The organism is Microbacterium oryzae (assembly GCF_030406385.1).
Taxonomy (GTDB): domain Bacteria; phylum Actinomycetota; class Actinomycetes; order Actinomycetales; family Microbacteriaceae; genus Microbacterium; species Microbacterium oryzae_A.
Map to the genome: position 1 here is coordinate 177,861 of NZ_JAUEPM010000001.1, position 26,538 is coordinate 204,398.

At 71.7% G+C, this 26,538-nt stretch carries 26 protein-coding genes and 5 tRNA genes; 9 read left to right on the forward strand and 22 right to left on the reverse strand.

What is annotated here, in order from left to right; all coding sequences use genetic code 11:
• Positions 1–3: 3 nt before the first annotated feature.
• Both clpS and QWJ90_RS00910 read left to right on the forward strand, forming a co-directional pair.
• Positions 4–306 (forward strand): ATP-dependent Clp protease adapter ClpS, encoded by a 303-nt coding sequence (gene clpS, locus QWJ90_RS00905; protein WP_156241039.1) that lies wholly within the window; start codon positions 4–6, stop codon positions 304–306.
• A 10-nt stretch (positions 307–316) separates the two neighbouring features.
• Positions 317–793: a DUF2017 family protein gene (locus QWJ90_RS00910; protein ID WP_290105705.1), complete on the forward strand. Its 477-nt coding sequence runs from the start codon at positions 317–319 to the stop codon at positions 791–793.
• Position 794: 1 nt separating this feature from the next.
• On the opposite strand, the gene QWJ90_RS00915 is transcribed toward QWJ90_RS00910, so the two are convergent.
• The 5 genes from QWJ90_RS00915 to QWJ90_RS00935 all read right to left on the reverse strand — a co-directional run bounded on the left by QWJ90_RS00915 (position 795) and on the right by QWJ90_RS00935 (position 5,189).
• Positions 795–1,358 carry a hypothetical protein gene (locus QWJ90_RS00915; RefSeq protein WP_290105706.1) on the reverse strand — a complete coding sequence of 188 codons (564 nt, stop codon included), beginning with the start codon at positions 1,356–1,358 and terminating at the stop codon, positions 795–797.
• Positions 1,342–1,662, reverse strand: a complete 321-nt coding sequence (locus QWJ90_RS00920) for a hypothetical protein (protein ID WP_290105707.1) — start codon at positions 1,660–1,662, stop codon at positions 1,342–1,344. The genes QWJ90_RS00915 and QWJ90_RS00920 overlap by 17 nt, the downstream gene beginning before the upstream one ends.
• 31 nt (positions 1,663–1,693) lie before the next feature.
• Entirely contained in the window at positions 1,694–2,956 is a 1,263-nt protein-coding gene (dinB, locus tag QWJ90_RS00925; RefSeq protein ID WP_290105708.1) for a DNA polymerase IV, read from the reverse strand.
• Between the two features lie 92 nt (positions 2,957–3,048).
• Positions 3,049–3,810 carry a YebC/PmpR family DNA-binding transcriptional regulator gene (locus QWJ90_RS00930; protein ID WP_290105709.1) on the reverse strand — a complete coding sequence of 254 codons (762 nt, stop codon included), beginning with the start codon at positions 3,808–3,810 and terminating at the stop codon, positions 3,049–3,051.
• A gap of 464 nt (positions 3,811–4,274) precedes the next feature.
• Positions 4,275–5,189: a L,D-transpeptidase gene (locus QWJ90_RS00935; protein WP_290105710.1), complete on the reverse strand. Its 915-nt coding sequence runs from the start codon at positions 5,187–5,189 to the stop codon at positions 4,275–4,277.
• 55 nt (positions 5,190–5,244) lie between these two features.
• On the opposite strand from QWJ90_RS00935, the gene pdxY reads away from it, so the two are divergent.
• Positions 5,245–6,096: a pyridoxal kinase PdxY gene (gene pdxY / locus QWJ90_RS00940; protein WP_290105711.1), complete on the forward strand. Its 852-nt coding sequence runs from the start codon at positions 5,245–5,247 to the stop codon at positions 6,094–6,096.
• A gap of 24 nt (positions 6,097–6,120) precedes the next feature.
• Here the strand turns inward: pdxY and pdxT are convergent, their stop codons facing one another.
• Positions 6,121–6,717: a pyridoxal 5'-phosphate synthase glutaminase subunit PdxT gene (gene pdxT / locus QWJ90_RS00945; protein WP_290105712.1), complete on the reverse strand. Its 597-nt coding sequence runs from the start codon at positions 6,715–6,717 to the stop codon at positions 6,121–6,123.
• A complete protein-coding gene (pdxS, locus tag QWJ90_RS00950; RefSeq protein WP_290105713.1) occupies positions 6,714–7,604 on the reverse strand; it encodes a pyridoxal 5'-phosphate synthase lyase subunit PdxS in 891 nt (296 codons plus the stop codon). The genes pdxT and pdxS overlap by 4 nt, the downstream gene beginning before the upstream one ends.
• Before the next feature lie 93 nt (positions 7,605–7,697).
• Here pdxS and QWJ90_RS00955 point away from each other — a divergent pair, with 93 nt between their 5' ends.
• Entirely contained in the window at positions 7,698–9,032 is a 1,335-nt protein-coding gene (locus tag QWJ90_RS00955; protein WP_290105714.1) for an aminotransferase class I/II-fold pyridoxal phosphate-dependent enzyme, read from the forward strand.
• A gap of 11 nt (positions 9,033–9,043) precedes the next feature.
• Here QWJ90_RS00955 and QWJ90_RS00960 read toward each other — a convergent pair whose 3' ends face one another.
• From QWJ90_RS00960 to QWJ90_RS00985, 6 genes are all read right to left on the reverse strand, one after another.
• Positions 9,044–9,613 carry an HIT family protein gene (locus QWJ90_RS00960; protein WP_290105715.1) on the reverse strand — a complete coding sequence of 190 codons (570 nt, stop codon included), beginning with the start codon at positions 9,611–9,613 and terminating at the stop codon, positions 9,044–9,046.
• Positions 9,614–9,615: 2 nt separating this feature from the next.
• A complete protein-coding gene (gene thrS / locus QWJ90_RS00965; protein ID WP_290106332.1) occupies positions 9,616–11,544 on the reverse strand; it encodes a threonine--tRNA ligase in 1,929 nt (642 codons plus the stop codon).
• Between the two features lie 164 nt (positions 11,545–11,708).
• Positions 11,709–11,780: transfer RNA gene (locus tag QWJ90_RS00970), tRNA-Gly, on the reverse strand.
• Positions 11,781–11,833: 53 nt separating this feature from the next.
• Positions 11,834–11,908: transfer RNA gene (locus tag QWJ90_RS00975), tRNA-Val, on the reverse strand.
• 25 nt (positions 11,909–11,933) lie between these two features.
• Positions 11,934–12,007, reverse strand: a tRNA-Cys gene (locus QWJ90_RS00980).
• A gap of 52 nt (positions 12,008–12,059) precedes the next feature.
• Positions 12,060–12,131 (reverse strand) — tRNA-Gly (locus QWJ90_RS00985).
• 203 nt (positions 12,132–12,334) lie between these two features.
• Here QWJ90_RS00985 and QWJ90_RS00990 point away from each other — a divergent pair.
• Positions 12,335–12,410: transfer RNA gene (locus QWJ90_RS00990), tRNA-Val, on the forward strand.
• 99 nt (positions 12,411–12,509) lie between these two features.
• Here QWJ90_RS00990 and QWJ90_RS00995 read toward each other — a convergent pair.
• The 8 genes from QWJ90_RS00995 to zapE all read right to left on the reverse strand — a co-directional run bounded on the left by QWJ90_RS00995 (position 12,510) and on the right by zapE (position 22,067).
• Positions 12,510–13,646, reverse strand: coding sequence for a uroporphyrinogen-III synthase (locus tag QWJ90_RS00995; protein WP_290105716.1), 1,137 nt, complete (start codon positions 13,644–13,646; stop codon positions 12,510–12,512).
• Positions 13,643–14,875, reverse strand: a complete 1,233-nt coding sequence (gene cobA / locus QWJ90_RS01000; RefSeq protein WP_290105717.1) for a uroporphyrinogen-III C-methyltransferase — start codon at positions 14,873–14,875, stop codon at positions 13,643–13,645. Before cobA ends, QWJ90_RS00995 begins: the two co-directional genes overlap by 4 nt.
• Complete coding sequence (gene nirD / locus QWJ90_RS01005) at positions 14,872–15,252, reverse strand: nitrite reductase small subunit NirD (protein ID WP_290105718.1); 381 nt, start codon at positions 15,250–15,252, stop codon at positions 14,872–14,874. The genes cobA and nirD overlap by 4 nt, the downstream gene beginning before the upstream one ends.
• Positions 15,249–17,828: a nitrite reductase large subunit NirB gene (gene nirB, locus QWJ90_RS01010; protein ID WP_290105719.1), complete on the reverse strand. Its 2,580-nt coding sequence runs from the start codon at positions 17,826–17,828 to the stop codon at positions 15,249–15,251. Before nirB ends, nirD begins: the two co-directional genes overlap by 4 nt.
• A gap of 96 nt (positions 17,829–17,924) precedes the next feature.
• Positions 17,925–18,800, reverse strand: coding sequence for a formate/nitrite transporter family protein (locus QWJ90_RS01015; protein ID WP_290105720.1), 876 nt, complete (start codon positions 18,798–18,800; stop codon positions 17,925–17,927).
• A gap of 135 nt (positions 18,801–18,935) precedes the next feature.
• Positions 18,936–19,523 carry a type II toxin-antitoxin system PemK/MazF family toxin gene (locus QWJ90_RS01020; protein ID WP_290105721.1) on the reverse strand — a complete coding sequence of 196 codons (588 nt, stop codon included), beginning with the start codon at positions 19,521–19,523 and terminating at the stop codon, positions 18,936–18,938.
• A gap of 69 nt (positions 19,524–19,592) precedes the next feature.
• Positions 19,593–20,855 carry an ammonium transporter gene (locus tag QWJ90_RS01025; protein ID WP_290105722.1) on the reverse strand — a complete coding sequence of 421 codons (1,263 nt, stop codon included), beginning with the start codon at positions 20,853–20,855 and terminating at the stop codon, positions 19,593–19,595.
• A gap of 189 nt (positions 20,856–21,044) precedes the next feature.
• Positions 21,045–22,067, reverse strand: coding sequence for a cell division protein ZapE (zapE, locus tag QWJ90_RS01030; protein ID WP_290105723.1), 1,023 nt, complete (start codon positions 22,065–22,067; stop codon positions 21,045–21,047).
• A 109-nt stretch (positions 22,068–22,176) separates the two neighbouring features.
• Between zapE and QWJ90_RS01035 the strand changes: the two genes are divergently transcribed.
• A complete protein-coding gene (locus QWJ90_RS01035) occupies positions 22,177–23,085 on the forward strand; it encodes a sulfurtransferase (RefSeq protein ID WP_290105724.1) in 909 nt (302 codons plus the stop codon).
• Between the two features lies 1 nt (position 23,086).
• Positions 23,087–23,527: a SufE family protein gene (locus QWJ90_RS01040; RefSeq protein ID WP_290105725.1), complete on the forward strand. Its 441-nt coding sequence runs from the start codon at positions 23,087–23,089 to the stop codon at positions 23,525–23,527.
• Between the two features lie 6 nt (positions 23,528–23,533).
• On the opposite strand, the gene QWJ90_RS01045 is transcribed toward QWJ90_RS01040, so the two are convergent.
• The gene (locus QWJ90_RS01045; protein WP_290105726.1) at positions 23,534–24,730 is read right to left on the reverse strand and encodes an alpha/beta hydrolase family protein; all 1,197 of its coding nucleotides are present in this window, start codon (positions 24,728–24,730) and stop codon (positions 23,534–23,536) included.
• Positions 24,731–24,755: 25 nt separating this feature from the next.
• On the opposite strand from QWJ90_RS01045, the gene QWJ90_RS01050 reads away from it, so the two are divergent.
• Together QWJ90_RS01050 and QWJ90_RS01055 are read left to right on the forward strand one after the other, a co-directional pair.
• Positions 24,756–25,334 (forward strand): DUF3000 domain-containing protein, encoded by a 579-nt coding sequence (locus QWJ90_RS01050; protein WP_290105727.1) that lies wholly within the window; start codon positions 24,756–24,758, stop codon positions 25,332–25,334.
• Positions 25,327–26,523, forward strand: a complete 1,197-nt coding sequence (locus QWJ90_RS01055; protein WP_290105728.1) for a ribonuclease D — start codon at positions 25,327–25,329, stop codon at positions 26,521–26,523. The genes QWJ90_RS01050 and QWJ90_RS01055 overlap by 8 nt, the downstream gene beginning before the upstream one ends.
• The last annotated feature ends 15 nt before the right edge of the window (positions 26,524–26,538 follow it).

Here is a 26,538-nt window from a genome sequence, read left to right on the forward strand (position 1 = left end):
GGAATGACGAGCGCGCTGGCCGACCACGCGACCGAGGAGGACGTGCGCCTCGTCGTCGCTCCCGAGAGTTCGGCGCCCTGGCAGACCGTGGTGTGGGACGATCCGGTCAACCTCATGAACTACGTCGTGCGGGTGTTCCGCGAGTACTTCGGCTACGGCGAGGAACGGGCGACGCAGCTCATGCTCGCGGTGCACAACGACGGCCACGCGGTCGTCGCCGAGGGTGCCCGTGAGCAGATGGAGCTGCACGCCCAGGCGATGCACGACTACGGCCTGTGGGCTACCGTCCGCCGGGCCCCGATGTGAGGAAGACCGCATGACCGAGAAGCTGGTGATCTTCACGCTGACGCGGATCGAGGCCGCGCACCTGCGCGATCTCGTGACGCAGTTCGCGTCTCTCGTCGCCGAGACGCCCGCCGAGACCGACCCGGCCGTGGAGCGCCTCGCGCCCGACGCGTATCCCGACGATCGCGAGGCCGGCGCGGACTTCCGCAGCGTGACGCGCGGAGACCTCCTGGCGCGGCGCGCGGCCGACGCGGCCGCCGTCCTCGCGGATCTGGCGCGGATCGAGGATGCGCCCCTGGAGGACGCGCTCTCCCCCGTCGACGTGAGCATCGAGGGGCCGGCGCTCGACGCGTGGCTGCGCACGCTCGCGGCGGTCCGCCTCGTGCTGGCGAGCCGCCTCGGCATCCAGACCGCAGGGGACCACGACGAGGACGACCCGCGCTTCGCGCTGTACGACTGGCTGGGATACCGCCTCGACGGCCTGCTGCAGGCCGCGGAGGACGCCTGAATCAGCAGGTCGTCAGCGTGAGGTCGGCGAGCTCCTGCGGCGCCTCCCGGCGGATGTGCGCCTCCTCCTGCTCCGCCCACATCTCCCAGTAGGGTGCGAAGCCGTCTCCATCACGGCAGAGGGCGCGCTCCCGGCGGCGGTCGGCGTCGCCGTCGAGCCACGCCGACACATCCGCCAGCCCCGCTGCGGCGGCGGTGAGCGCACCGCATCCTTCGACCACGAGCGGCCGCTCCGGGTCGATCTCGACCAGCGGTCCCGCGAAGGTGCCGTCGACCCAGTCGAATCGGCGGTAGTCGCCGCGGCGCCCCTCTGCGTGCGGGGCGAGCACGAGCGCGCTCGCGAGCGCCGCCCCCTCCCGCAGGCCGCCCCAGCCCGGATACACCTCATCCAGTGAGAGCAGCTGCGCCCCCGACCACGACGCGACGAGATCGCGTGCGAGCGTGGTCTTGCCGGCGCCGCTGCGGCCGTCGATGACCACACGACGAGCACCGCTCCCCCGCACGAGGGTGCGGATGAGCTCGAGCGCGCGCGGGATCGGAAGCGGGGCGCTACTTCTTGAGGGCACGGACGAGCTTGGCCAGCATGCGCCCGGTCACCCAGAACAGCGGGATGGCCACCGCGAGCGTGGCGATGAGGTTCGGCTCGAACCGCAGCTCGCCGTTGCGGCGCACGTATGCGCCGATCGGCATCGAGAACCCGCCGCCGCCTCCGCCGCCGTTGCCGGTCTCGTCGGATCCGCCGCCGAACCCGGTCCAGGTGGCGGCGACCGGGACGAAGCGCTCGCCGTCGATGTCCTGCGGCTCGCCGTACGCGGCGGTCACGCCGAGGTTCGCGGAGATCCGGCCGATTTCCAATGCGATGTTGGGCATGAGGCCACGCTACCGCCGACCGGCGCCGCTGTCAGTCGGAATCCTCCGCCGGCCGCGGCGTGCGCGGCACCTGCGGATGGCGCTCCGTCCTGCCGAGGAACGCTGCGCGCATGACGACGCCGTCCCCGAAGCGGGAGACCGCGTCATCGAGGGTGCCCTCCACGCGCTTCCAGTCCGCGTCCTCGTCCCACAGTGCTAGGGCGGACGAACCGGCTTCGCGCAGCCGCTCGGCGCGCACGCCGATGAGCCGCACGGCCTGGCGCAGCTCCACGCCCGCGAGAAGATCGCGCGCGACGTCGCCGATCCGCTGCCCGAGCGCGGTGGGCTCGGCGAGGGTCTGCGAGCGGGTGAGCGTCGTGAAGTCCGAGAACCGGACCTTGATCGCGACACCCGCGGCCTCGAGGCCGCCGCGACGCAGCCGCACGGCGACTCGGTCGGAGAGCCGCAGCAGCTCGGCGCGCAGCAGCACGACGTCGTCCACGTCCGTCTGGAAGGTCTCCTCATGCGAGACGCTCTTCTCCACGCGGTGCGTCTCGACCTCTCGCGAGTCCTCGCCGCGGGAGAGCGCGTGCAGACGCTGTGCCGACGCCGCCCCGACGGCGCGCGTGAGCACGGGCAGCGGCGTCTCGCGCAGGTCCGCGATGGTGCGGATGCCCCGGCTCTCCAGCACCTCCGCCGCCTTCGGCCCGACGCCCCACATCGCCCGCACGGGCCGAGCGCCGAGGAACTCCAACGTCCGTGCACCCGGCACCACGAGCATCCCGTCCGGCTTGCAGATGGTGGAGGCCATCTTCGCGACGTGCTTGCTGGCGGCCACGCCGACGCTGCAGGTGATGCCGGCCTCGGCGTGCACCCGCGCGCGGATCATCCGCGCGATCTCGGCGGGCGTGCCCCACAGGCGGCGGGCACCCCGCACGTCGAGGAACGCCTCGTCGATCGAGAGCTGCTCCACGAGCGGTGTGAAGTCGCGGAAGATCGCCATCACCTGCGCGGAGACCGCGCGGTACCGGTCGAAGTGGGGCGGCACGATGAGCGCGTGCGGGCAGAGCCGCACGGCCTGGCTCACGGGCATCGCCGAGCGCACCCCGTAGCGGCGGGCCTCGTACGACGCGCTCGAGACGACGGAACGGCCATCCGGAGCGCCGATGATGAGCGGCTTCCCCGCCAGCGACGGGTCGTCCAGGATCTCCACCGCCGCGTAGAACGCATCCATGTCGACGTGGAGGATGCCGGTGCCGCTGTCGTCCGCGCCCTCGGCGGAGACGATGCGACCGGTGCCGTCAGCGCGCCCCATCCGCCCATCCTCTCCCCGGCCACGGACATCCGCTCACACAGCGCGGGCGGAGGCTTCCGCCTCCGCCCGCGCCGCTCGACTGCGCGTCGTCGTTACTCGTCGTCTTCCTCGAGCTCGGCCTGCACCTCGGGCGTGAGGTCGATGTTCGTGAAGACGTTCTGCACGTCCTCGCTGTCCTCGAGGGCGTCGATGAGGCGGAAGACCTTGCGCGCGGTCTCGGCGTCGGCCTCGACCTTGAGGTTCGGCACGAACTCGGCGTCGGCCGACTCGTACTCGATGCCGGCGTCCTGAAGCGCCGTGCGCACCGCGACCATGTCGGCGGCCTCGGTGATGATGGCGAACCCGGCGGGGTGCGGCTCGATCTCCTGAGCGCCGGCCTCGAGGGCGGCCATCATGACGTCGTCCTCGGTGGTGCCCTCGCCGGAGGCGACGATGACGCCCTTGCGCTCGAAGTTGTACGAGACGCTGCCCGGGTCGGCCATATTGCCGCCGTTGCGGGTCATCGCCGTGCGCACCTCGGCGGCCGCACGGTTCTTGTTGTCGGTGAGGCACTCGATGAGCATCGCGACCCCGCCGGGGGCGTAGCCCTCGTACATGATCGAGGTGTACTCGACCGCTTCGCCGCCGATGCCGGCGCCGCGCTTGATGGCGCGGTCGATGTTGTCCTTCGGGACCGACGTCTTCTTCGCCTTGAGCACGGCGTCGAACAGCGTCGGGTTGCCCTGCAGGTCGGCGCCGCCGAGCTTGGCCGCGACCTCGATGTTCTTGATGAGCTTGGCCCACGACTTCGCACGCTTGGCGTCGATGGCCGCCTTCTTGTGCTTCGTCGTGGCCCACTTGGAATGCCCGGACATATCTCTCCCGCTCGTGTGACTGCGAGACCGCACGCCGCGCGCGCAGGCCTCAGGCGATTCTATTCTCTCGCACGGCCGGCTCGGTGCGGATGGCCGGGGCCGGGTCGGGTGCGTCAGGTCGGTCGCCACCGGCGGGCGGGCGCAGCGCGCGTCGGGTGCGGCGGGCGGGCGCAGCGCGCGTCGAGTGCGGCCGGCGGGCGCGCTGGGCCGGTGCATCCCATGTCTCACTCGGCGCGGGAACTGCAGACGAATAGCCGCAGCAAATGAGACACGCACCGCTCGCCCAAGATCCCATGTCTCACTCGACGCGGGAACTGCAGACGAATAGCCGCAGCAAATGAGACACGCACCGCTCGCCCAGGACCCCATGTCTCACTCGACGCGGGAAAAACCGTCCTGAAGCCGCACGGAGTGAGACACGCCCCACACCCACGGCCGGCCCGGTGCGGATGGCCAGGGGCCGGTCAGTCGCGGATGTAGACCGGCGTGCCCTCCGGCAGCTCCGCCAGCCGCGTGATCGCGCTCTCGTCGAGTCGGATGCAGCCGTTGGAGATCTCGCCGGAGTGGGCGTCGTGGTAGTGGAACGCCGTGACCGCCACGCTCTGGCCGTCGAAGCCGTCGAGCACGGGCGACTGCGCGGAAAGGTACACGAGCGGCAGCCCGCGCGTGTAGGCGAGCGATGCGGTGCGCGTGGTCATCACGAACGAGCGTCCCCGCGGGGTGGGGGTGGCCGTCGCGCCGGAGGCGAAGTCACTCGCGACCCGCTCGGACTCGCCGCCCGTGACGATGTCGATCGTCCGATCCGACAGATCCACCTCGACGCGGTACGGATTGGCCGCCAGCTCGACATCGGCCATCCGCAGCCAGCCGGTGACCTGGCCGGGGTCGCCCTGCGACGGGATGGCCTGCCGCCCGACGAGCAGCACGCGCACCCAGTGCTCCTCGCGCTCGATCACCGGGACGACCGTGCCCTCGAAGTGCTGCGTGCGCGGCAGGTAGGCCACCGGCTCCCCGGTCGGATCGGCGAAGACCGGCGCGCCCTCCGCCAGCGGCTGCGCCGTGAGCGGTTCGGTGTCACCGTCGGGGTTGTCGTCGACGGGGAGGGCGGGGTTCACCTCGAACACCTCGACGACCTGGAGGGACGCGAGGTCGTAGGCCCGCGTGTTCTCCGGATGGCCCTCGGGCGTGGGCGACGGAGTGGGCGTGGGCGCCGGTGTCGCGGTCGGCGTGCGCGTGGGCTCCGCCGTGGGAGTCGGCGCCGGCAGCGCCTGCTGCTCGCGCGCTCCCGCGACGAGGAACCCCGTGACCACCGCGGCCGCCGCCACGAGGATCGCCACCGCCACCCAGATGATGCGCCGACGCGCCGTGATCGCCCCCATGCCGCCATTCCACCACGCGAGCGCGGCGGTCGGCGACGGATGAGAGGATCGCAGGATGAAGATCCTCTCGATCCAGTCCGCCGTCGCGTACGGACACGCCGGCAACTCCGCCGCCGTCTTCCCGATGCAGCGCATCGGAGTCGAGGTGCTGCCGGTCTACACCGTGAACTTCTCCAACCACACCGGCTACGGCGCCTGGCGCGGGCCGCTCATCGCGCCGAGCGACGTGGCCGAGGTCATCACCGGTGTCGAGGAGCGTGGGGCGTTCCCGACCTTGGACGTGGTGCTCTCGGGCTACCAGGGCAGCGAGGGCATCGCCGACGTCATCATCGACGCCGTCGCCCGCGTCAAGCAGGCCAACCCCGCCGCGGTCTACGCCTGCGACCCGGTCATGGGCAACGCGAAGTCCGGCTGCTTCGTGGCTCCGGCCATTCCCGATCTGCTCCGCGAGCGCGTCGTGCCGGTGGCCGACATCATCACGCCCAACCAGTTCGAGCTGGGATTCCTCACGGGGACCGAGCCCGACACCCTCGAGTCGACGATCGCGTCGGCGGACGCGGCGCGCGCGATGGGGCCGCGGACCGTGCTGGTGACGTCGGTGGAGCGCCCCGACCGGCCCGAGGGGACCATCGAGATGATGGTCGTCGACGACGAGGGCGCCTGGGTCGTGCAGACGCCGTTCCTGCCGATGAAGGCCAACGGATCCGGCGACGTCACGGCGGCCCTGTTCACCTCGCACTACGTGGCCACGAACTCGGCGCCCGATGCGCTCGCGCGCACGGCGTCGAGCGTCTTCGGCCTCCTCGAGCAGACCTACGCCGTGGGAGACCGTGAGCTGCAGCTCGTGCAGTCGCAGGAGCACTTCGCGAACCCGCGCCTGGAGTTCGAGGTCCGCCAGCTGCGCTGAGTGCCGTGTTCCGAGCCGGTGCCCCTACGCCGACGCTCGCACGTGGTCGAGGAAGCGCCGATGAAAGCGGTCCTCCCCCGTCACCTCCGGATGGAACGAGGTGCCGAGGAGTGATCCCTGCTCGACCGCGACCACCCGGCCGTCGGCGAGGGTCGCCAGCTCCGTCGCCCGCGCGCCGACCTCGGAGACGATCGGGGCGCGGATGAACGTGGCGCGGACGTCGGCGGCTCCGAGCGTCGGCACGGCCAGCCCGGTCTCGAACGAGTCACCCTGCGTGCCGAAGGCGTTCCGGCGCACGGTGACGTCGAGGCCGCCGAGGGTCTGCTGTCCGGGGATGCCGTCTTCGATGCGGTCGGCGAGCAGGATGAGCCCGGCGCACGTCCCGTAGGCCGGGAGCCCATTCGCGAGGGCGGCGACGAGCGGCTCGCGCAGCTCGAAGGCGCGGGTGAGCTTGTCGATGACGCTGGACTCGCCGCCCGGCAGCACGAGGCCGTCCACCTCGGCGAGCTCACTCGGTCGCCGCACCCGCGTCACGCGCGCCCCGAGGTGCTCGAGCACCGCGACATGCTCGCGGACGTCGCCCTGCAGCGCCAGGACGCCGACGCGCGGCGCCGCGCTCACCAGCCGCGCTCGGCGAGTCGGTGCGGTGCGGGCAGATCGGCGACGTTGATGCCGACCATGGCCTCGCCGAGGCCGCGCGAGGCGTCGGCGATGGCCTTCGGGTCGTCATAGAACGCCGTCGCCCGAACGATCGCCGCCGCCCGCTTGACGGGGTCGCCCGAACGGAAGATCCCCGAGCCGACGAAGACGCCGTCGGCGCCCAGCTGCATCATGAGCGCGGCATCGGCCGGCGTGGCCACGCCGCCCGCGGTGAACAGCACGACGGGGAGCTGGCCGGTCTCGGCGACCTCCACGACGAGCTCGTAAGGCGCCTGCAGCTCCTTGGCCGCGACGTACAGCTCATCCTTCGTCTTCGAGCGCAGCACGTTGATGTCGCTCGTGATGCGACGGATGTGCTTGGTGGCCTCCGAGACGTCGCCGGTGCCGGCCTCTCCCTTCGAGCGGATCATGGCCGCGCCCTCCGTGATGCGGCGGAGCGCCTCGCCGAGGTGAGTCGCTCCGCACACGAACGGCACCGTGAAGGGCCACTTGTCGACGTGGTTCACGTAGTCGGCGGGCGAGAGCACCTCCGACTCGTCGATGTAGTCGACGCCGAGCTCCTGCAGCACCTGCGCCTCGACGAAGTGGCCGATGCGCGCCTTCGCCATCACCGGGATGGACACGGCCGCCCTGATCTCGTCGATGAGGTCGGGGTCCGTCATGCGAGCCACCCCGCCCTGCGCCCGGATGTCGGCGGGCACCCGCTCGAGCGCCATGACCGCGACGGCACCCGCGTCCTCGGCGATCCTCGCCTGCTCGGCGGTGACGACGTCCATGATGACGCCGCCCTTCAGCATCTCCGCCAGCCCCCGCTTGACGCGCGCCGTCCCCGTCGTCGTACCGGTCATGGGTGTCCTCCCTCGCCTCACCCACGACTATGACAGCCGTGGATTTTGTCCTATGCCAAAAGCTAGCACGGGATGGGCCGTAGGATCGTCTCGATGCAACACGGCGACTCCTCCCCCGCGATCATCGGCCGTTCGACGGCCGAGATCGCCGAGAGCGTGCGCGGCTTGATCGAACGGGGCGCTCTCGCGCCGGGCGCCGCCCTTCCCTCCGTTCGCGCGCTCGCGGAGCGCCTCGGGGTGAACCGCAACACCGCGGTCGCCGCCTACCGGCAGCTCGCGCAGGCCGGGCTCGTCGTGACACTGGGCCGCGCCGGCACCCGTGTCACCGACCGCGCGGCCCTCGCCCAGGACGGCTTCGCCGCGGACAGCGTGCTCCGCGACGTCGGCACCGGGAACCCCGAGCCGGCTCTCATCCCCGACATGTCAACCGCCCTCACCGCCCTCGCCGGTCGCCCCGTGCTCTACGGCGAGCCCGTCATCGACGCCGGCCTCGAGGAGCGCGCCCGCGGCTGGCTCGGCGACGACGTGGCATCAGCAGAGGAGATGCGCCTCACCGTCACGAGCGGAGCGTTCGATGCCGTCGAGCGCCTGCTCGCCCAGGCCCTCACGCGGGACGACGCAGTCGCGGTCGAGGACCCCTGCTTCCTCGCGACGATCCGCACCGTCCGCCTCGCCGGCTACCGCCCCGTCGCCGTTCCCGTCGACGAGGAGGGCATGACGCCGGATGGCCTGCGCGCGGCCCTCGCGGAGGGGGTGCGCGCAGTGGTCTGCACCCCGCGCGCGCAGAACCCGACCGGCGCGAGCCTGTCGGCCGAACGCGCGGCCGAGCTCCGGGCCATCCTGTCGGAGCACCCCTACGTGCTCGTGATCGAGGACGACCACTTCTCGCTGCTCTCGCGCCATCCGTACCACTCGATCATCGGCCCGGCCCATCGACGCTGGGCGCTCGTGCGGTCGGTGTCGAAGTTCCTGGGTCCGGACATGTGCCTCGCGGTCACCGCTTCCGATGCGGAGACGGCGGAGCGGCTGGCGATGCGGTTGAGCCCCGGGACGACCTGGGTGAGCCACCTGCTGCAGCGACTCGCCCTCGCGCTGCTGACCGACCCCGTCGCTCTCGACACCATCGAGCGCGCCGGCGAGCACTACGCCGAGCGCAACCTCTCGTTCGCCGAGCGACTGCGGCGGCACGGCATCGACACAGCGCCTCTCGACGGGCTGAGCCTCTGGGTGCGGCTGCCCCTGCCGGCTCGCACGGTATCCGAGCGGCTCATGCGCCGCGGATGGCTCGCGCGGACCGGTGACGATTTCGCCCTGTCGCGAGGGGGCGCGGCCTCGCGCCACCTGCGCCTCACCGTGCACGGCCTCGACGACGCCGACGCCGAGACGCTGGCGGCCGACCTCGCGGCCGCCTGCGCGCAGCGCGTCTGACGTCGGACCGCTCAGGCGGCGGGCCAGGCGTCGGCGATGGCCGAGCGGACCTCGCCGAGGAGCTGCGGCAGCGCCTTCGTCTTGGCGATGATCGGGAAGAAGTTCGCGTCGCTCGTCCACCGCGGCACGATGTGCTGATGCAGGTGCTCCTCCACCCCTGCACCGGCGACGTGGCCCTGGTTCATGCCGATGTTGAACCCGTCGCAGCGCGACACCGTCCGCAGCACCCGCATCGCGGTCTGCGTGAGATAGGCGATCTCCGCCGTCTCGTGCGGATCGGCCTGGTCGTACAGGCCGATGTGGCGGTACGGGCACACGAGCATGTGCCCGGAGTTGTACGGGAAGAGGTTGAGGAGGACGAAGGCATGCTCTCCTCGGTGGACGATGAGGCCATCCTCGTCGCTCTTGTCCGGCGCTGCGCAGAACGGGCAGCCGGTCCCCCGGTTCGCGTCCGCACCGGCGTTGATGTAGGCCATCCGGTGCGGCGTCCAGAGGCGCTGGAACGCGTCTGAGGACGCCGCGAAGTCCGACGCGGGCTCGAGGCGCGCGAACTCCTCGCGCGCCTCGTGCTCGGTCGTCATGCTCAGAGGTCCTCGTCGGCCAGCACGAGGCGCTTCTCGGCGATCGCGCGGGTGACGAGCGCCACGGCCTCGTCGACCGGGACACCATTGCGCTGAGAGCCGTCCCGGAAGCGGAAGGAGACCGTGCCGGCGGAGCGGTCCTGCTCTCCCGCGATGAGGAGGAGCGGCACCTTGCCCGTGGTGTGGGTGCGGATCTTCTTCTGCATGCGGTCGTCGGAGTGGTCGACCTCGGCGCGCACGTCGGCGACGCGCAGCTTCTGCACGACCTCGTCGAGGTACGGCGCGAACTCGTCGGCCACCGGCACGCCCACCACCTGCTGCGGCGCGAGCCACAGCGGGAAGTCGCCCGCGTAGTGCTCGAGCAGGATGGCGAAGAATCGCTCGATCGAGCCGAACAGCGCGCGGTGAATCATGATGGGGCGCTGCTTGGTGCCGTCGGCCGCGGTGAACTCGAGGTCGAAGCGCTCAGGCAGGTTGAAGTCGAGCTGCACGGTCGAGAGCTGCCACGAGCGGCCCAGCGCGTCGGTGACCTTGAGGTCGATCTTCGGGCCGTAGAAGGCCGCCTCGCCGGGCTCCTCGATCAGCTCGAGTCCGGTGGACTTGGCCACGCGGCGCAGGGCGTCGGTGGCGGTCGCCCAGACATCCTCCTCGCCGATCCACTTGGACTTCTCGTCGTCGCGCATGGAGAGCTCGAGGCGGAAGTCCTCCAGCCCGAAGTCCTTGAGCAGCGAGAGCACGAATTCGAGCACCTTGGTCGTCTCGGCCTCGAGCTGGTCGGGCGTGACGAAGAGGTGCGCGTCGTCCTGCGTGAAGCCGCGCACGCGCGTGAGCCCGTGCAGCGCGCCGGAGAGCTCGTTGCGGTAGACCGTGCCGTTCTCCGCGAGGCGGAGGGGCAGGTCGCGGTAGCTGCGCGCGCGCTCCTTGTAGATGAGGATGTGCATCGGGCAGTTCATCGGCTTCAGGTAGTAGTCGACGCCCTGCTTCGTGACGTTGCCGTCCTCGTCGCGCTCCTCGTCCATCCGGATCGGCGGCCAGATGCCGTCCGCGTACGTGACGAGGTGGTTGGAGGTCACGAAGAGGTCCTTCTTCGTGATGTGCGGCGTGTAGACGTAGCTGTAGCCCTCGGCGATGTGCCGGCGGCGCGCGTGCTGCTCCATCTCGCCGCGCGCGATCGCCCCCTTGGGGTGCCAGACCGACAGGCCAGACCCGATCTCGTCGGGGAAGGAGAAGAGGTCGAGCTCGCGACCGAGCTTGCGGTGGTCGCGGCGCGCGGCCTCGGCGAGCCGGTCCTGGTACGCCTTGAGGTCGTCCTTCGTCGGCCAGGCGGTGCCGTAGATGCGCTGCAGCTGCGGGTTCTTCTCGCTGCCGCGCCAGTACGCGCCCGCGGTGCGGACGATGTCCCAGCCGTTGCCGAGCATGCGCGTCGTCGGCACGTGCGGGCCGCGGCAGAGGTCCTTCCACTGCGTCTCACCCGTCTTGGGGTCGACGTTGTCGTAGATGGTGAGCTCGCCGCCGCCGACCTCGACGTTCGCGCCTTCGGCGACTTCCTTCTGGCCGCCCTTGAGGCCGATGAGCTCGAGCTTGTAGGGCTCGTCGTGGAGCTCAGCGCGTGCCTCGTCGTCGGAGACGGCGCGGCGGACGAACCGCTGGCCCTCCTTGACGATGCGCTGCATCTCCTTCTTGACCGCCTTGAGGTCGTCGGGCGTGAAGGGCTCGGCGACGTCGAAGTCGTAGTAGAAGCCGTCGGTGATGAACGGACCGATGCCGAGCTTCGCGGCCGGGTTGATCTTCTGCACCGCCTGCGCGAGCACGTGCGCGGTCGAGTGGCGCAGGACGTTCAGCCCGTCGGGGCTGTCGATCGTCACCGGCTCCGTCGTCGCCGTGTCCGGGACCTCCGCCGCGAGGTCCTTCAGCTCACCGTCGACGCGCATCGCGACGACATTCTTCTCGGGGTACAGGTCGAATCCGGAGGTCACCGCACCATCCTAGTTCCGCGGACGCGGAGGCCGTGTCGGCAGGTGCGGGCTGAGCGCCGGGTGGCGGCCCTGGACCGCCGGGAACGAAGAAGGGCCTCCGCGAGGAGGCCCTTCGAGAGAGCGGATGACGAGATTCGAACTCGCGACCCTCACCTTGGCAAGGTGATGCGCTACCACTGCGCTACATCCGCATGCCGGGACGAGTCCCGGACGTCGGAAACCCCCGGCGAGCCGGGGGTTTCTCTGGTGGGCGATACTGGGATCGAACCAGTGACCTCTTCCGTGTCAGGGAAGCGCGCTACCGCTGCGCCAATCGCCCATATTGCTCCGGCCTGAGCCGGGAGTGGAGGTGGCGACGGGATTCGAACCCGTGTAAACGGCTTTGCAGGCCGGTGCCTCGCCTCTCGGCCACGCCACCGCGGGGGTTTCGAACCCGCATGCCGAGATCTCCGAAGAGATCCCTGCACTCGAGCGGATGACGAGATTCGAACTCGCGACCCTCACCTTGGCAAGGTGATGCGCTACCACTGCGCTACATCCGCATTTCATCCCCGGCTGCTTGCCCCGGGCACTTGAACTACATTAGCCCAGGTTCGGCGGGCGTCCAAACCACGCCTCAGATCCGGGCGTGTCACCGGCGCAGCCGTCACCCACGACACGCTCGGCTCTCTGCCCTGGTTCGTCAGCCACCCCAGCATCGGGTATGCTCGTCATCTGTGCCGCAAGGCCGACAACTTCAGAGCCTGGGCGATTGGCGCAGTTGGTAGCGCGCTTCCTTCACACGGAAGAGGTCATCAGTTCGAGTCTGGTATCGCCCACCACCCAAGACCCCCGGTACGCCGGGGGTCTTGTCGTTCCGCTGATTTCGCTCACGACGGCGGCGCCCTGCCTCCTCGGGAGGCGAGCACGATGCGAGCGCGTCAGGCGCCCTCGACGATGTCGAGTCGATAGCCGCGCTTCACGACCGTGCGGATGAGCTGCGGAGCGCCGAGCGCCTCCCGCACGCGCGCCACGGCGACCTCGACCGCGTGCGGACTGTCTGCCGAGCGCGCGAGAGCGCACTGCAGCTCCTGCCGCGAGACCACTCCGCCGCGCGCGTCGAAGAGCGTCCGCAGCACGCCGATGCCCGTGCGCGAGAGCGGCACGTGCCGCCCGTCGAGCACCGCTCCGGCGCTGCGCAGCTCCAGTCGCCCCGCGGCGGTCTCGAGGGACGGGGCGTGACCGCCGCCGAAGTGCGTGACCACCGCGCGCACGAGCGAGCCGAGCCGCCCCCGCTCGGCCACGAGCACCTCGATGCCGACGTCGACGAGCGGGGCCGAGGTGATGGGACCGACCGCCGCCATGAGCAGCCGCCCCGAACGCGACAGCCGCGCGAGGTCGCCGAGCACCTCCTGCCGGTCCGCCGCCGCCAGCCACTCCGCCGCGCCGGGTGCGGAGGTGAAGAGCACCGCGTCCACCTCGCCCTGCGCGGCCGCGAGCACAGAGCGGATCACGACCTCCGGATCCGGCGGCGGCCCCCACCGGTACACGGTGAGGCTCACGACGTCGGCGCCCGCCTCGGTGAAGAGGTCGTCGAGGCCGTCCGCGCCCGACCCGTGGTGCTGGATGGCGACACGACGCCCGCCGACACCCTCCGCGAGGAGGAACGCCCCGAGCTCGCTCGATGTCTCCGACTCCGCGACCCAGTCCGCGGAGAGGCCGGCCTGCTCGATGGCTCCCCGCGCCTTGGGCCCGCGCGCGACGATCTGGGCGGTGCGCAGGGCGGCCTGCAGCTCGTCGCGCAGCCCCGCCTCCTCGGCGGCCTCGATCCATCCGCGGAAGCCCACGCCCGTCGTGACGACCACGATGTCCGGTGGCCGCGCCACGAGCTCGCGCGTGGCCGACAGCAGCGCCTCGTCGTCGATGTGCGGCACGATGCTCAGCGCCGGCGCGCGGCGCACCCGTGCGCGGTGCCGTTCGAGGGCGGCCGCGAGCTCAGAGGACCGACGGTCGACGGCGATGACGATCGTGCAGCCGTCGAGGGCGGCCGAGAGGGCGGCACGGGCGGGGGCGGTCACGACGTCGCATCACCCGTCAGCGCGGGCTCCGCGAGCAGCAGCCCCACCCGGGCGACCTCTCCGACGACGATGACCGCCGGGTTCCGCACGCCGGCTGCCGCGGCGTCTGCGAGCACCCGGCCGAGCGTGGTGCGGGTGGTGCGCTGCTCGGGGGTGTGCCCGCGCTCGACGATCGCGACGGGCCGCTCATCGGGCGCGCCGGCCTCCCGCGCGGCGGCGACGAGGCGCGGGAGCGCCGCGACGCCCATGAGCACGACCGTCGTCACGGTCTCGTCGGCGAGCGCTGCGAGGGTGGACGGCGACACCTCGGCCTGGCCGTTGACGACGTGCAGGCCGGCGGATGTCCCCCGATGGGTGACGGGGATGCCCGCGGCCTGCGGCACGGACACCGCGCTCGTGAGCCCGGGGACGACCTCGACGGGGATGCCCGCCGCGAGGCACGCCGCCACCTCCTCGCCGCCGCGACCGTACACGAACGCGTCCCCGCCCTTCAGGCGCACGACCCGCTTCCCCTCGCGCGCGAGGGCGACGAGGAGGGCGTTGATCTGCTCCTGCGGCATCGTGTGGCGCCCCGGGCGCTTCCCGACGTCGATGACCTCGACGCCGCCCTCCAGCTCCCGCAGCACGTCGGTCGGCCCCAGGCGGTCGGCCACGACGACGTCGGCCTCGGCCAGCAGCCGGCGCCCGCGCACGGTGAGGAGGTCGGCCGGGCCGGGGCCGCCGCCCACGAGGTCCACGCGACCGGGGCCGCCGGCGCGGCGTGCGCGCAGCGGCAGCCGTCCGTCGCGCAGCTGCGCGCCGACAGCGTCGCGGACGGCGGCGGCGCGCCCGGGATCGACGCCGTCGTGCGACATGGCACCCACGACCACGTCGCCGGAGCGGGTCTGCGCGGTCATGCGCGCGGTCCCGTGCGCCCCGTCGGAGGCGTTGACGCACAGCACGCGTCGGCGCTCGCACTCCCCCGCGACCTCGTCGTCCGCACGGCGGTCGCCCGTGGCGGTGTGGACCATCCACGCCCCCTGCACGTCGTCGGCGCGCGCCTCCCGCGGGATCCACTCCAGGTCGTGGCGGAGGATGAGCTCGCGCGTGGCCGCGGCGAGCGCGGGCGCGACGACCACGACCTCCGCCCCCTCGTCGAGGAAGCGGGGCAGCCGCCGTGCTGTGACTGCGCCGCCGCCGACCATGAGGACGCGGCGGCCGGTGAGGGAGATCCCCATCATGATCGTCATGCGAGCGCCTTCCACTGGATGAGCACGAGGCCGTCTTCGGAGACGGCGGCGGGCCAGACGCGCAGCGGCGTCGGCTCCTTGCCCTGCGCGTCGAGGCACGCCCCGGTGCGAAGGTCGAAGACCTGCTTGTACATCGGGGAGGCGACGGTGGGGGCGTCCTGCCGGGTGCCGACGATGCCGCGCGCGATCACGTGCGCCCCGCTGTACGGGTCGCGGTTCGAGACGGCGTGGACGCGTCCGCTGTGCAAGAGGAACAGCGCCACCTGCTCACCCTCGACGAGGGCGGCCCGGCCGCGCTCGACCTCGAGGTCGCCGACCGCGCACACCGGCAGCCATCCCGTGCGCGGCTCGGCCGTGACGACGTCGAGAAGGGTCATGAGCGCACCTCCAGGGTGGTGCCGGCGATGAGGACGCGTGCGTCCTGGCGCTCGGCCTCGGTCGCGGGGCGCGCCTGCCCCCGCTCGACGGTGTACGCCAAGGACGGATCGGGCGTCGCGGGCGCGTTCACGAACGACGAGAACCGGCGCAGCTTCTCCGGGTCGTCCAGCGTCGCCTTCCACTCGTCCTCGTAGCCGTCGATGTGGCGCGCCATAGCCGCGTCGAGATCGTCGCACAGGCCCAGGCTGTCATCGAAGATCACCGCGCGGAGCCCCTCGATGCCGCCTTCGAGGTCCTCGAACCACGGCGCGGTGCGCTGCAGCCGGTCGGCGGTGAAGATGTAGTACATGAGAAAGCGGTCGATGGCGGTGAGGAGCGCGTCGTCGTCGAGTCCCTCGGCGAGGAGCACCGCGTGGCGCGGGGTGAACCCGCCGTTGCCGCCGACGTACATGTTCCATCCCGCCTCGGTCGCGATGACGCCGACGTCCTTGCCGCGCGCCTCCGCGCACTCGCGCGCGCAGCCGGAGACGCCGAACTTGATCTTGTGCGGCGAGCGCAGGCCCCGGTAGCGCAGCTCGAGCCGCACCGCCATCCCGACGGAGTTCTGCACGCCGTACCGGCACCACGTCGACCCGACGCACGACTTCACCGTGCGCAGCGACTTGCCGTACGCGTGCCCGGACTCGAAGCCGGCGTCGACGAGCCGCCGCCAGATGTCGGGGAGCTGCTCGAGGCGCGCGCCGAACATGTCGATGCGCTGGCCGCCGGTGATCTTCGTGTACAGCCCGTAGTCGCGGGCCACCTCGCCGATGACGAGCAGCCCCTCCGGGGTGATCTCGCCGCCGGGAATGCGGGGCACGACCGAGTAGCTGCCGTCCTTCTGCAGGTTCGCCATCACGTGATCGTTGGTGTCCTGGAGCGTCGCGTTCTCGCCGTCCAGGACGTGAGCGCCGGTGAGGGTGGAGAGGATGCTCGCAAGCGCGGGCTTGCAGAGGTCGCACCCGCGTCCTTGCCCGAACCGCTCGATGACGGCGCTGAATGTCCGCAGGCCCGACACCCGCACGGCGTCGAAGAGCTGCCGGCGCGACAGCGCGAAGTGCTCGCAGAGGGCGTCGCTCGCGACGGCGCCGGATGCCGCGAGCTCGCCGGCGACGAGCTTCTTGATCATGCCGACGCACGAGCCGCAGGCCGCTCCGGCCTTCGTGCACGACTTGACCGCCGCGACATCTGCGCAGCCCTCCTCGTGCACGGACGAGCGGATGCGTCCGGCCGTGACGCCGTTGCACGAGCAGACGAGCGCCTCATCCGGCAGGGCGCCGCTCGGCGCGGCAACGCCGTCCTCCGGCATGAGGTACGCCACCGGGTCACCGCCCAGGGCGCTGCCGACGAGGGGGCGCAGAGCTCCGTAGGCCGACGCGTCGCCGACGAGGATCCCGCCGAGCAGGGTCTTCGCATCGTCGGAGAGGACGAGCTTCTTGTAGACCCCCGCCACCGGGTCGGCGTAGACGACATCGAGCGCGCCCGGCGTCTCCGCGAACGCGTCGCCGAAGCTCGCCACGTCCACCCCGGAGAGCTTCAGCTTCGTCGAGAGGTCGTACCCGCCGAAGGCCGCGTCGCTCCCGAGGAGGCGGGTGGCGGCGACCTCGGCCATGGCGTAGCCGGGGGCGACGAGTCCGACGCTCGCGCCGCCGAAGCTCGCGACCTCGCCGATGGCGGAGATGCGCGGGTCCGCCGTGCCGCAGGCCGCGTCGATGACGACGCCACCCCGCGGATGGACCTCGAGACCCGCCGACCGGGCGAGCTCGTCGCGGGGGCGCACGCCCACCGTGAAGACGACGACGTCGGTCTGCTCCCACGCGCCGTCCCGGAACTCCAGCCCCGTCACCCGGCCGGACCGGTCCGCGTCGAGCCGGGTCGTGAGCGACTCCGTCCGCACGCGGAGCCCCCGGGCCTCGATGAGCCTGCGGAGGACGTCGCTGCCCGGTCGGTCGAGCTGCGCCGACATGAGGCGGTCGGACGACTGCACGACGGTGCATGCCACGTCGAGGCTCTGCAGCGCTCCGGCCGCCTCCAGCCCGAGGAGGCCCCCGCCGATCACGGTGCCCACGAGCGGCCGTCCGAGCTCCGCGCTGCGATGCCGCACGAAGTCGCGCAGGCGGGTCACGTCGTCGAGCGTCCGGTAGACGAAGCATCCGTCGTGCTCGAAGCCGTCCACCGCGAGCTTCGCGGCATACGACCCTGTGGCGAGCACCAGGTGCTCGTAGCCGATGCTCAGGCCGCTGCGCGTGGTCACTCGCCGCGCGGAGCGGTCGATCCGGACGACGGGATCGCCGGAGAGGAATCGCACCCGCTCGTCGTCGAGCCACGTGCGCTCGAGCGCGAGCTCGTCCGCGGACGCGCCGGAGAAGAACGAGGTCAGGCCGACCCGGTCGTAGGGTCCGTGCGGCTCCTCCCCCACCAGGGTGACGCGCCACTCGCTGCCGCCGCGGCTGAGGAGGCTCTCGACGAAGCGATGGGCGACCATCCCCGCGCCCACCACGACGACGTTCGTCGTGGTCGCGTCGGTGAAGCTCATTCGGTCACCGTAGGCGTCCGGTGTTGCGGTCATGTCAGCGGGATGTTTCCGGCTCTTGACGTGGGCCACGGAGATCCTCCTTCCGTCTGCGTCGCGTCAGACGCCGGTCGGGACCGACGGGGCGGCGGAGGCCGGGGCCGCGGCGGGCAGCGCGCTCCCCCGACGGTCGCGACGCGGCGAGCTCGAGCGGCCGTACGTGGCGTAGAACGGGAGGCCGACGAACAGGAGGCCGCCGACGAGGTTGCCGAGCACGGTGGGGATCTCGTTCCAGATGAGGTAGTCGAGGATCGTGAAGTCGCCGCCGAGGAGGAGGCCCGAGGGGAAGAGGAACATGTTGACGATCGAGTGCTCGAAGCCCATGAAGAAGAAGAGCATGATCGGCATCCACATCGCGATCACCTTGCCCGGCACGTCCTTCGCGACCATCGACAGGATGACCCCGGTGGCGACCATCCAGTTGCACAGCACGCCGCGCACGAACAGGGTGAGCATGCCGGCTGCGCCGTGCTCGGCATAGCCCACGGTGCGCCCCTCGCCGATGTGGCCGATGGCCTCGCCGACGGCGTTGGGCGCCGAGGAGAAGCCGAACGTGACGACGATCGCCATGAGCACCGCCACCGAGAACGCGCCGATGAAGTTCCCGAGGAACACCAGCCCCCAGTTGCGGAGGATGCCGCCGAACGTGACGCCCGGCCGGCGGTCGAGCCACGCCAGCGGCGTCAGGACGAAGACACCCGTCAGCAGGTCGAAGCCGAGCAGGTACAGCATGATGAAGCCGACCGGGAAGAGCAGGGCGCCGAGCAGCGCCACGCCGGTCGTGGTGGAGACGGTCACGGCGAAGGCGGCCGCGAGGGACAGCATCGCGCCCCCGAGGATGCCGCGCAGCAGGGTGTCGCGGGTCGACAGCATCACCTTGGATGCGCCGGCATCGATCACGGTTCCGATGAGTTCGGCGGGCTTGAGGTACGTCATGGCGGTTCTCCTCGAGTCGAAGGGCTTCGGGCCTTGATCCGAAGCTAGAACCCGCGTGTTTCCCGCCGACGACCCCTTCGAGCCCGTTGCGTTACCTCTCTCTCTCAACCCGGCGCGGCCGGTTGTGAGAACGCGCTATGCCCGCCAGCCGTACCGGCGGTGGAGCTCCTCGGCTACCCGGGCGAACCGCTCGCGATCGAGCTCCGCGGCCTCGCGACGCATCCCTTCGGGGTGGACGCTGTACAGCTGATCGAGGTCGACCCACGATTCCCGGCCCTGGCCATCCCACGGCCCCGCGCCGATCGAGACGTACTCCCGGTCGCCGTCGTGCGACTTGCTCGTGAGCTTCACCGCGTACGCGCGGTCCGCGCCGTGCGCCGCGATCACGAGCACGGGACGGTCCTTCCCGCGTCCGTCGTTCTCCGCGTACGGGACCCAGGTCCAGACGATCTCGCCGGCGTCGGGAGCCCCATCGCGATCGGGCGCGTAGCGGAGGCGCAGGTCGCGCACCGCGCGCGGGTCGATCTCGACCGTCTGCGCGGCCGAGTGCGCATCGCTCGCAACAGGAGGAATGGGCCGCACCGCGGCAGGGGCGGAACGCCTTCCCGCGTCGTGGGTGGGCCGAGATGCGCGACGCGGCGCCGCGGGCGCGCCCTGAGCAGCGCCGGCGAGCGCGCCCAGCGCGCGCGTGACGAGCATGCCGAGGAGTCCCTGTCGTGCCACGTGGTCACCCTACCTGCGCGCAGGAATGCCCCGGCCGAATCCGGCCGGGGCATTCCTCGAAGCGGGCGCTCAGCGCGCGGTGAGGACGTAGCCCTCCTCGCCGTGCAGCACCGTGTCGATCCCGGCGACCTCGTCCTCGTTCTTCACGCGGAAGCCGATCGTCTTCTCGATCGCGAAGCCGATGACATAGGCCAGCACGAAGGAGTAGACGAGGACCGCGGCCGCGGCGATCGCCTGCACGATCAGCTGGTTGATGCCGCCGCCCATGAACAGGCCCGTGCCGTTCGCGAAGAAGCCCAGGTAGAGCGTCCCGAGGAGACCGCCGACGAGGTGGATGCCCACGACGTCGAGGGAGTCGTCGAAGCCCCAGCGGTACTTCAGGTCGATGGCGAGGGCGCACACCGCGCCGGCGATGAGGCCGAGCAGGATGGCCCAGACCGGGTGCAGCGACGCGCAGGCGGGGGTGACGGCGACGAGACCGGCCACAGCGCCCGAGGCGGCGCCGACCGAGGTGGCCTTGCCGTCCTTCACCTTCTCCACGACGAGCCAGGCGAGAAGCGCTGCAGCGGGAGCGGCGATGGTGTTCACGAAGGCGAGGGCCGCGGTGCCGTCGGCGGCGAGCTCCGAGCCGGCGTTGAACCCGAACCAGCCGAACCACAGGAGTCCAGCACCCAGCAGCACGAACGGCGGGTTGTGGGGCACGTGCGCGCCCTTCTGGAACCCGACCCGCTTGCCGAGCACGAGTGCCAGGGCGAGGGCCGCGGCACCGGCGTTGATGTGGACGGCCGTGCCGCCGGCGAAGTCGATCGCCCCGACGCCGAAGACCTCCTGCATGCCGTACGTGATCCATCCGCCGTACGCGAAGGAGCCGTCGTCGGCGAGGCCGAAGTTGAACACCCAGCTGGCGACCGGGAAGTAGACGACCGTCGCCCAGATCCCCGCGAAGGTCATCCACGCCCCGAACTTCGCGCGGTCGGCGATGGCACCGGACACCAGCGCGACGGTGAGGATGGCGAAGGTCGCCTGGAAGGCCACGAACGCGAGCGGCGGGAAGGCGGCGTCCTCAGGGGTCTCCAGCAGGCTGTCGAGGCCGAGCGCCGTCCAGTCGATGGCCCAGGGCGCGACGAGCCCCTCGGCGCCGGGGAACGCGACGGCGTAGCCGTACAGCACCCAGAGCACCCCGATGAGGCCCATGGCCCCGAAGCTCAGCATCATCATGCTGATGACGCTCTTGGCCTTCACCAGGCCGCCGTAGAAGAACGCCAGTCCGGGCGTCATCAGCAGGACGAACGCCGCGGCGATCAGCAGGAACGCCGTGTTGCCTTGATCCATGTGCATCTCCAGATCCGTGAACAGGACCCGGGCGAGATGGGCGGATGACCTCAGCGGCTCGACCGGGTGCTCTCAGTGTCGAGCGGTCGCGTTACCGTCAACCTGCACTCGGTGTTTCCGCGGTGTTACAGGTCGCCCCTCTCCGTGAACACCGTGTTTCGCGGAGAGGGGACGACCGGATGACGCGGGTCAGGAGTTCGTGGAGGCGACCAGACGCGAGACGGCGCGCAGGTACTTCTTGCGGTAGCCGCCGGCGAGCATCTCGGCGCCGAAGACGTCGTCGAGCGGCGTGCCGGTGGCGCGGATCGGCAGCTGCGCGTCGTACACGCGGTCGACGAAGGCGACGAAGCGCAGCGCCTCGGACTGGTCGGTCAGCTGCCGCACACCGCGGAGGCCCACCGCGCTCAGCCCGTCGATGAGGCGGATGTAGCGCGAGGGGTGCACGCGCGCCAGCTGCCCGATGAGGGCGTCGAAATCGTCGTCGGAGGCGGTGCCACCGGCTGCGGCGAGCGCGTCGTCGTAGGCGCGCTCCTCGAGGACGGCGGCGTGCCCGTCGAGCGACCGCTGGCGGAAGTCGACGCCGTCGATCCGCAGGGTGCGGAAGCTGTCGGCCATGGCGTGGATCTCGCGCAGGAAGTCCTGCGCGGCGAACCGGCCCTCTCCGAGCGCGTTCGGGGGCGTGTTGCTCGTCGCGGCCAGGCGCGTTCCCGACCCGACGAGCTCGCCCAGCAGACGGGTCATCACCATGGTGTCGCCCGGATCGTCGAGCTCGAACTCGTCGATGCACAGCAGCGCCGACCCGCGCAGCAGGTCGACGGTGTTCTTGTAGCCGAGCGCGCCGACGAGCGCGGTGTACTCGATGAACGAGCCGAAGAACTTCCGCCGCGCGGGCACCGCATGGTAGATCGCAGCGAGCAGGTGCGTCTTGCCCACGCCGAACCCGCCGTCGAGGTAGACGCCCGGCTTGATCTCCGGCGCCTTGGGCTTGCGTGAGAAGAATCCGCCGCGGCGCTCCGGCTGCCCGCCCGATGCGAAGAGCTCGAGCTCCTGCTTCGCCTCCTCCTGCGAGGGATACGAGGCGTCGACCCGGTACGAGTCGAAGGTCGCGGTGTCGAACTGCCGCGGCGGCACGAGGCTCTCGAGCATCTCCTCGCCGGAGAGCTGCGGATGGCGTTCGGCGAGGTGGACGATCTCGGTCGCGGTGGAGGTCATGGGTCCTCGGATCTCGGAGAGTCGCGTCTCGACGGAGGAGCCGAGCCGCCCCGTGCTCGCGAGCCTTAGGCTCGAAGACGGATCCCATCAACGATAACGAGGAGCAGCCATGCCCGTCGCATCCGACCAGTCGCAGGAGAAGTTCGCGGCCTACGCCGAGCCGTGGCGGCTCGTCTCCACCCAGTGGCTCGAGGAGCACCGCGGCGACGCGGGCCTGGTCGTCGTTGAGTGCGATGAGGACGTCCTCCTCTACGAGGTCGGGCACATCCCCGGCGCCGTGAAGGTCGACTGGCACACCGAGCTCAACGACCCCGTCATGCGCGACTACCTCGACGGCGCCGGCTTCGCCGACCTCCTGAGCCGCAAGGGCATCTCGCGCGACGACACCGTCGTGATCTACGGCGACCGCAGCAACTGGTGGGCCGCCTACGCGCTGTGGGTGTTCTCCCTCTTCGGCCACGAGGACGTGCGCCTGCTGGACGGCGGCCGCGACAAGTGGGTGAGCGAGGGCCGCGAGCTCACCGCCGAGCGGCCGCAGCGCGAGCGCACCGACTACCCCGTCGTCGAGCGCGACGACGCCGAGCTGCGCGCCTTCAAGGACGACGTCCTCGCGCACCTCGGGAACCCCCTCATCGACGTGCGCTCCCCCGAGGAGTACTCCGGCGAGCGCACCACGGCGCCCGCCTATCCGGATGAGGGCGCGCTGCGGGCGGGGCACATCCCCTCCGCCCTGAGCGTGCCGTGGGGGCGCGCGGCGGCCGAGGACGGCACCTTCCGCACCCGCGCTGAGCTCGAGGCGATCTATCGCGACGAGCTCGGCCTCGGCGGTGACGACGACATCGTCGCCTACTGCCGCATCGGGGAGCGCTCGAGCCACACGTGGTTCGTCCTGAAGCACCTCCTGGGCTTCCCGCGCGTACGCAATTACGACGGCTCCTGGACGGAGTGGGGCAGCGCGGTGCGCGTCCCGATCGTCACGGGGTCCGAGCCGGGACCTGCTCCCGCGAAGGCGGCGTGACATGACCGAGAGCGCCCTGCCCGCCGCCCTCGCCGAGATCCGCGACGAGTTCCTGGAGCTCGACGAGCCCGAGCGGCTGCAGCTCCTCCTGGAGTTCTCCAACGAGCTGCCGGCGTTCCCGCAGCGCTACGCCGACCGCCCCGAGCTCTCCGAGCGCGTCGTCGAGTGCCAGTCCCCCGTGTTCATCGTGCTGGAGGTCGACGACGACCAGCGCGTGGCGATGCACGCGTCGGCGCCGGCGGAGGCGCCCACGACGCGGGGATTCGCGAGCATCCTCGCGCAGGGCCTCACCGGCCTGTCAGCCGCGGCGGCGCTCGCCGTGCCGGACGACTACCCGCAGTCGCTCGGTCTCACGCGGATCGTGTCGCCGCTGCGCATCTCCGGGATGACGGGGATGCTGCTGCGCGCGAAGCGGCAGATCCGAGCGCGCATCGGGGAGTGAGCCGGCTCAGGCGCCCGGGGCGAGCGAGCGCTCGCGCAGCCATTCCCGGATGGCCTCGTTCCACCGTCGCTCGTCGTAGTTCCAGAGCTTGGTGTGGCGCGCGGTGCGGAAGCTCTCCAGGGTGACGAGGTCCGGCCGCTCCGCCGCGAGCCGGTGGGACGCGTCGGACGGCACGAAGCCGTCGTCGTCGCTGTGCAGAAGCAGGATGGGATGGTCGAGCTCTCCCGCGCGGGAGACGATGTCGAGGTCGTCGAGCGAGATCGGGTCGCCCCGCCGGATCATGCGGGACGTCCAACTCCGTCCGAGCGCTCCCATCGCCAGCCGAGTGACCGGCGAGGGGACGCGCATCCGCTGCGCCTGGAAGCCCAGCACGAGGCGCCAGTCGACCACGGGCGACTCGAGGATGACGCCCGCGATGGCCTGGGCGTGCACGGAGTTGAGGGCGACCTGGAGCACGATCGCGCCGCCCATGGACCAGCCCATGAGGAGGACGCGGCGAGCGCCGTTCCGGAGCGCCCATGCCACGGCGGCGTCGACATCGCGCCACTCGGTCGCACCCAGCCCGTAGTGCCCCGACCGGCTGCGGGGCGCCTCGCCGTCGTTCCGGTACGACACGCACAGGACGGGAAGACCCTCCTCGTGCAGGACCGGCACCGCACGCAGCACCTCGGCGCGCGTCGTGCCGCGGCCGTGCACCGCGATGACCCACGTGTCCGCCGCCGCGCCGGCTGCGGGGAACAGCCATGCCGGGCACGCGCCGACGGGCGTACCGACCGAGACCGTGGTGAACGGCAGGTGCAGCTCCTCCGGACCCATCCAGTACCAGCCGCTGAACGCGGCGAACGGGGCGATCTCGGTGTCGGCGTCGACCTCGGTGAGGAGCTTCCGCCGCACGCTGAGACCGTCTTCGGAGAGCACGGCGCCCAGCTTCAGGTAGCGCTCGGTGCCGCCGGTGAACAGGCCGTAGCGGCCGGGCAGCACGGTGTCCGGCGTGCGCGCGAGGGTGATCGTCTGCGCCGCGGTGTCGAACCCGTGCACCGCGACGTCGGCCACCCGCACCGCGGGGGTGACGGCGGTGCGCGCGACCCGCAGCGAGAGGTAACCCACCGCTCCCGCGACGGCCGCGCCGAGCGCTCCGGCGAGGGTGAACGTCGCTCTCGCTGCTGCGAGGACCGGGGATGCGGCGCGCCTGGGGGTCTTCATGGCCCCCTCACTCTAATCTGTCGACGTGACGCGAGATGGGGCGGGCTCCGGCGCCTTCGCCGAGGCCGAGGCGGCGGTGCGGTCGGCGACGTTCCGCTCCGACCTGTCGGTGCGCGACATCCCCGCCCCGCAGGGACTGGCGCCCTTCAGCCTCGCCCTGGCCGCCGACATCCGTCCCGACGATCACGGCGACTCCCCCTACGGGACCGGACGCCTCGTCCTCCTGCACGACCCGGAGGGACAGGACTCCTGGGCCGGACCCTGGCGCATCGTCAGCTTCGCGCAGGCGCCTCTCGAGTCGGAGATCGGCACCGACCCGCTGCTGGCGGACGTCACCTGGTCCTGGCTCGTCGACGCCCTGCACTCGCGGGGCGCTCCCTATCACTCGCCGTCCGGCTCGGCCACGAAGATCCTCTCGAAGGGCTTCGGGTCGCTGGCGGACGAGGGCGACGGCGCGCAGATCGAGCTGCGCGCCTCCTGGTCGCCGATCGGCTCCTTCCGTGCGCACGTGGAGGCGTGGGCTGAGCTCGTGTGCATGCTGGCGGGGCTGCCGCCCGGCTCAGAGGACATCGCCGTGTTCGGCGCCCGGAGGTTCCGTGACTGACTACCCCGTGATCGACAGCGCCGACGCGTTCGAGGCCGCCGTCGAGCGCCTCGCCGGCGGCACCGGCCCCGTCGCGGTCGACGTGGAGCGCGCGTCCGGCTTCCGCTACTCGCAGCGCGCGTACCTCATCCAGCTCTACCGGCGCGACGGCGGGGTGGTCCTCGTCGACCCGATCGCTGTTCCCGACGTCTCCGCGATCCAGCGCCAGCTCGGCGAGGAGGAGTGGGTCTTCCACGCCGCGAGCCAGGATCTGCCGTCGCTGCGCGAGCTCGGCCTCGACCCGCGCCGCATCTTCGACACCGAGCTCGCCGCGCGCCTGCTGGGCTGGGAGCGGGTGGGCCTGGGAGCCGTCGTCGAGGCGGCGCTCGGCATCTCCCTCGCCAAGGCGCACTCCGCCGCGGACTGGTCGACCCGTCCCCTTCCCCGTGAGTGGGTCGAGTACGCCGCGCTCGACGTGCTCCACCTCATCGACGTCCGCGATCGGCTCGCGGACGAGCTCGAGGCCGCGGGTAAGACCGAGTTCGCGCGACAGGAGTTCCAGGCGACGCTCGACCGGCAGCCCAAGGCCCCGCGGGCCGACCCGTGGCGGCGCCTCAGCGGGCTCCACAAGGTGCGCGGACGCCGCGGTCTCGCGGTCGCGCGCGAGCTGTGGCGCTCCCGGGAGGAGCTGGCCCAGCAGCAGGACGTCTCCCCCGGCCGCCTCGTGCCCGACCGCGCGCTGCTGGCGGCGGTGCTCGCGATGCCCCGCACGAAGCAGGCGCTCGCCGGATTGAAGGAGTTCACCGGGCGCGCGAGCCGCACACAGCTCGACCGCTGGTGGGATGCCATCGTCGCCGGCCGGGAGACCGAGGATCTGCCCGCGGAGCGCGTGCCGAGCGACTCCCTGCCGCCGCATCGCGCCTGGGCCGAGCGGCACCCCGACGCCGACGCGCGCCTCAAGCAGGCCCGGCCCGAGGTGGAGGCGAAGGCGGCGGAGCTGGACATGCCCACGGAGAACCTCCTCACCCCGGAGACGCTGCGCCGGGTCGCGTGGGAGCCGCCCATCCCGATCACCGCCGAGAGCATCGCGGTGGCCCTCCGCGAGCAGGGCGCGCGCGAGTGGCAGATCGAGGCGACCGCCGAGGTGATCGCCACCGCCTTTGTGCGCGCCGCGCAAACACCCGGAGAGGACGCCGCCGCCGCTTCGTAGGTTCATCCCAATCGA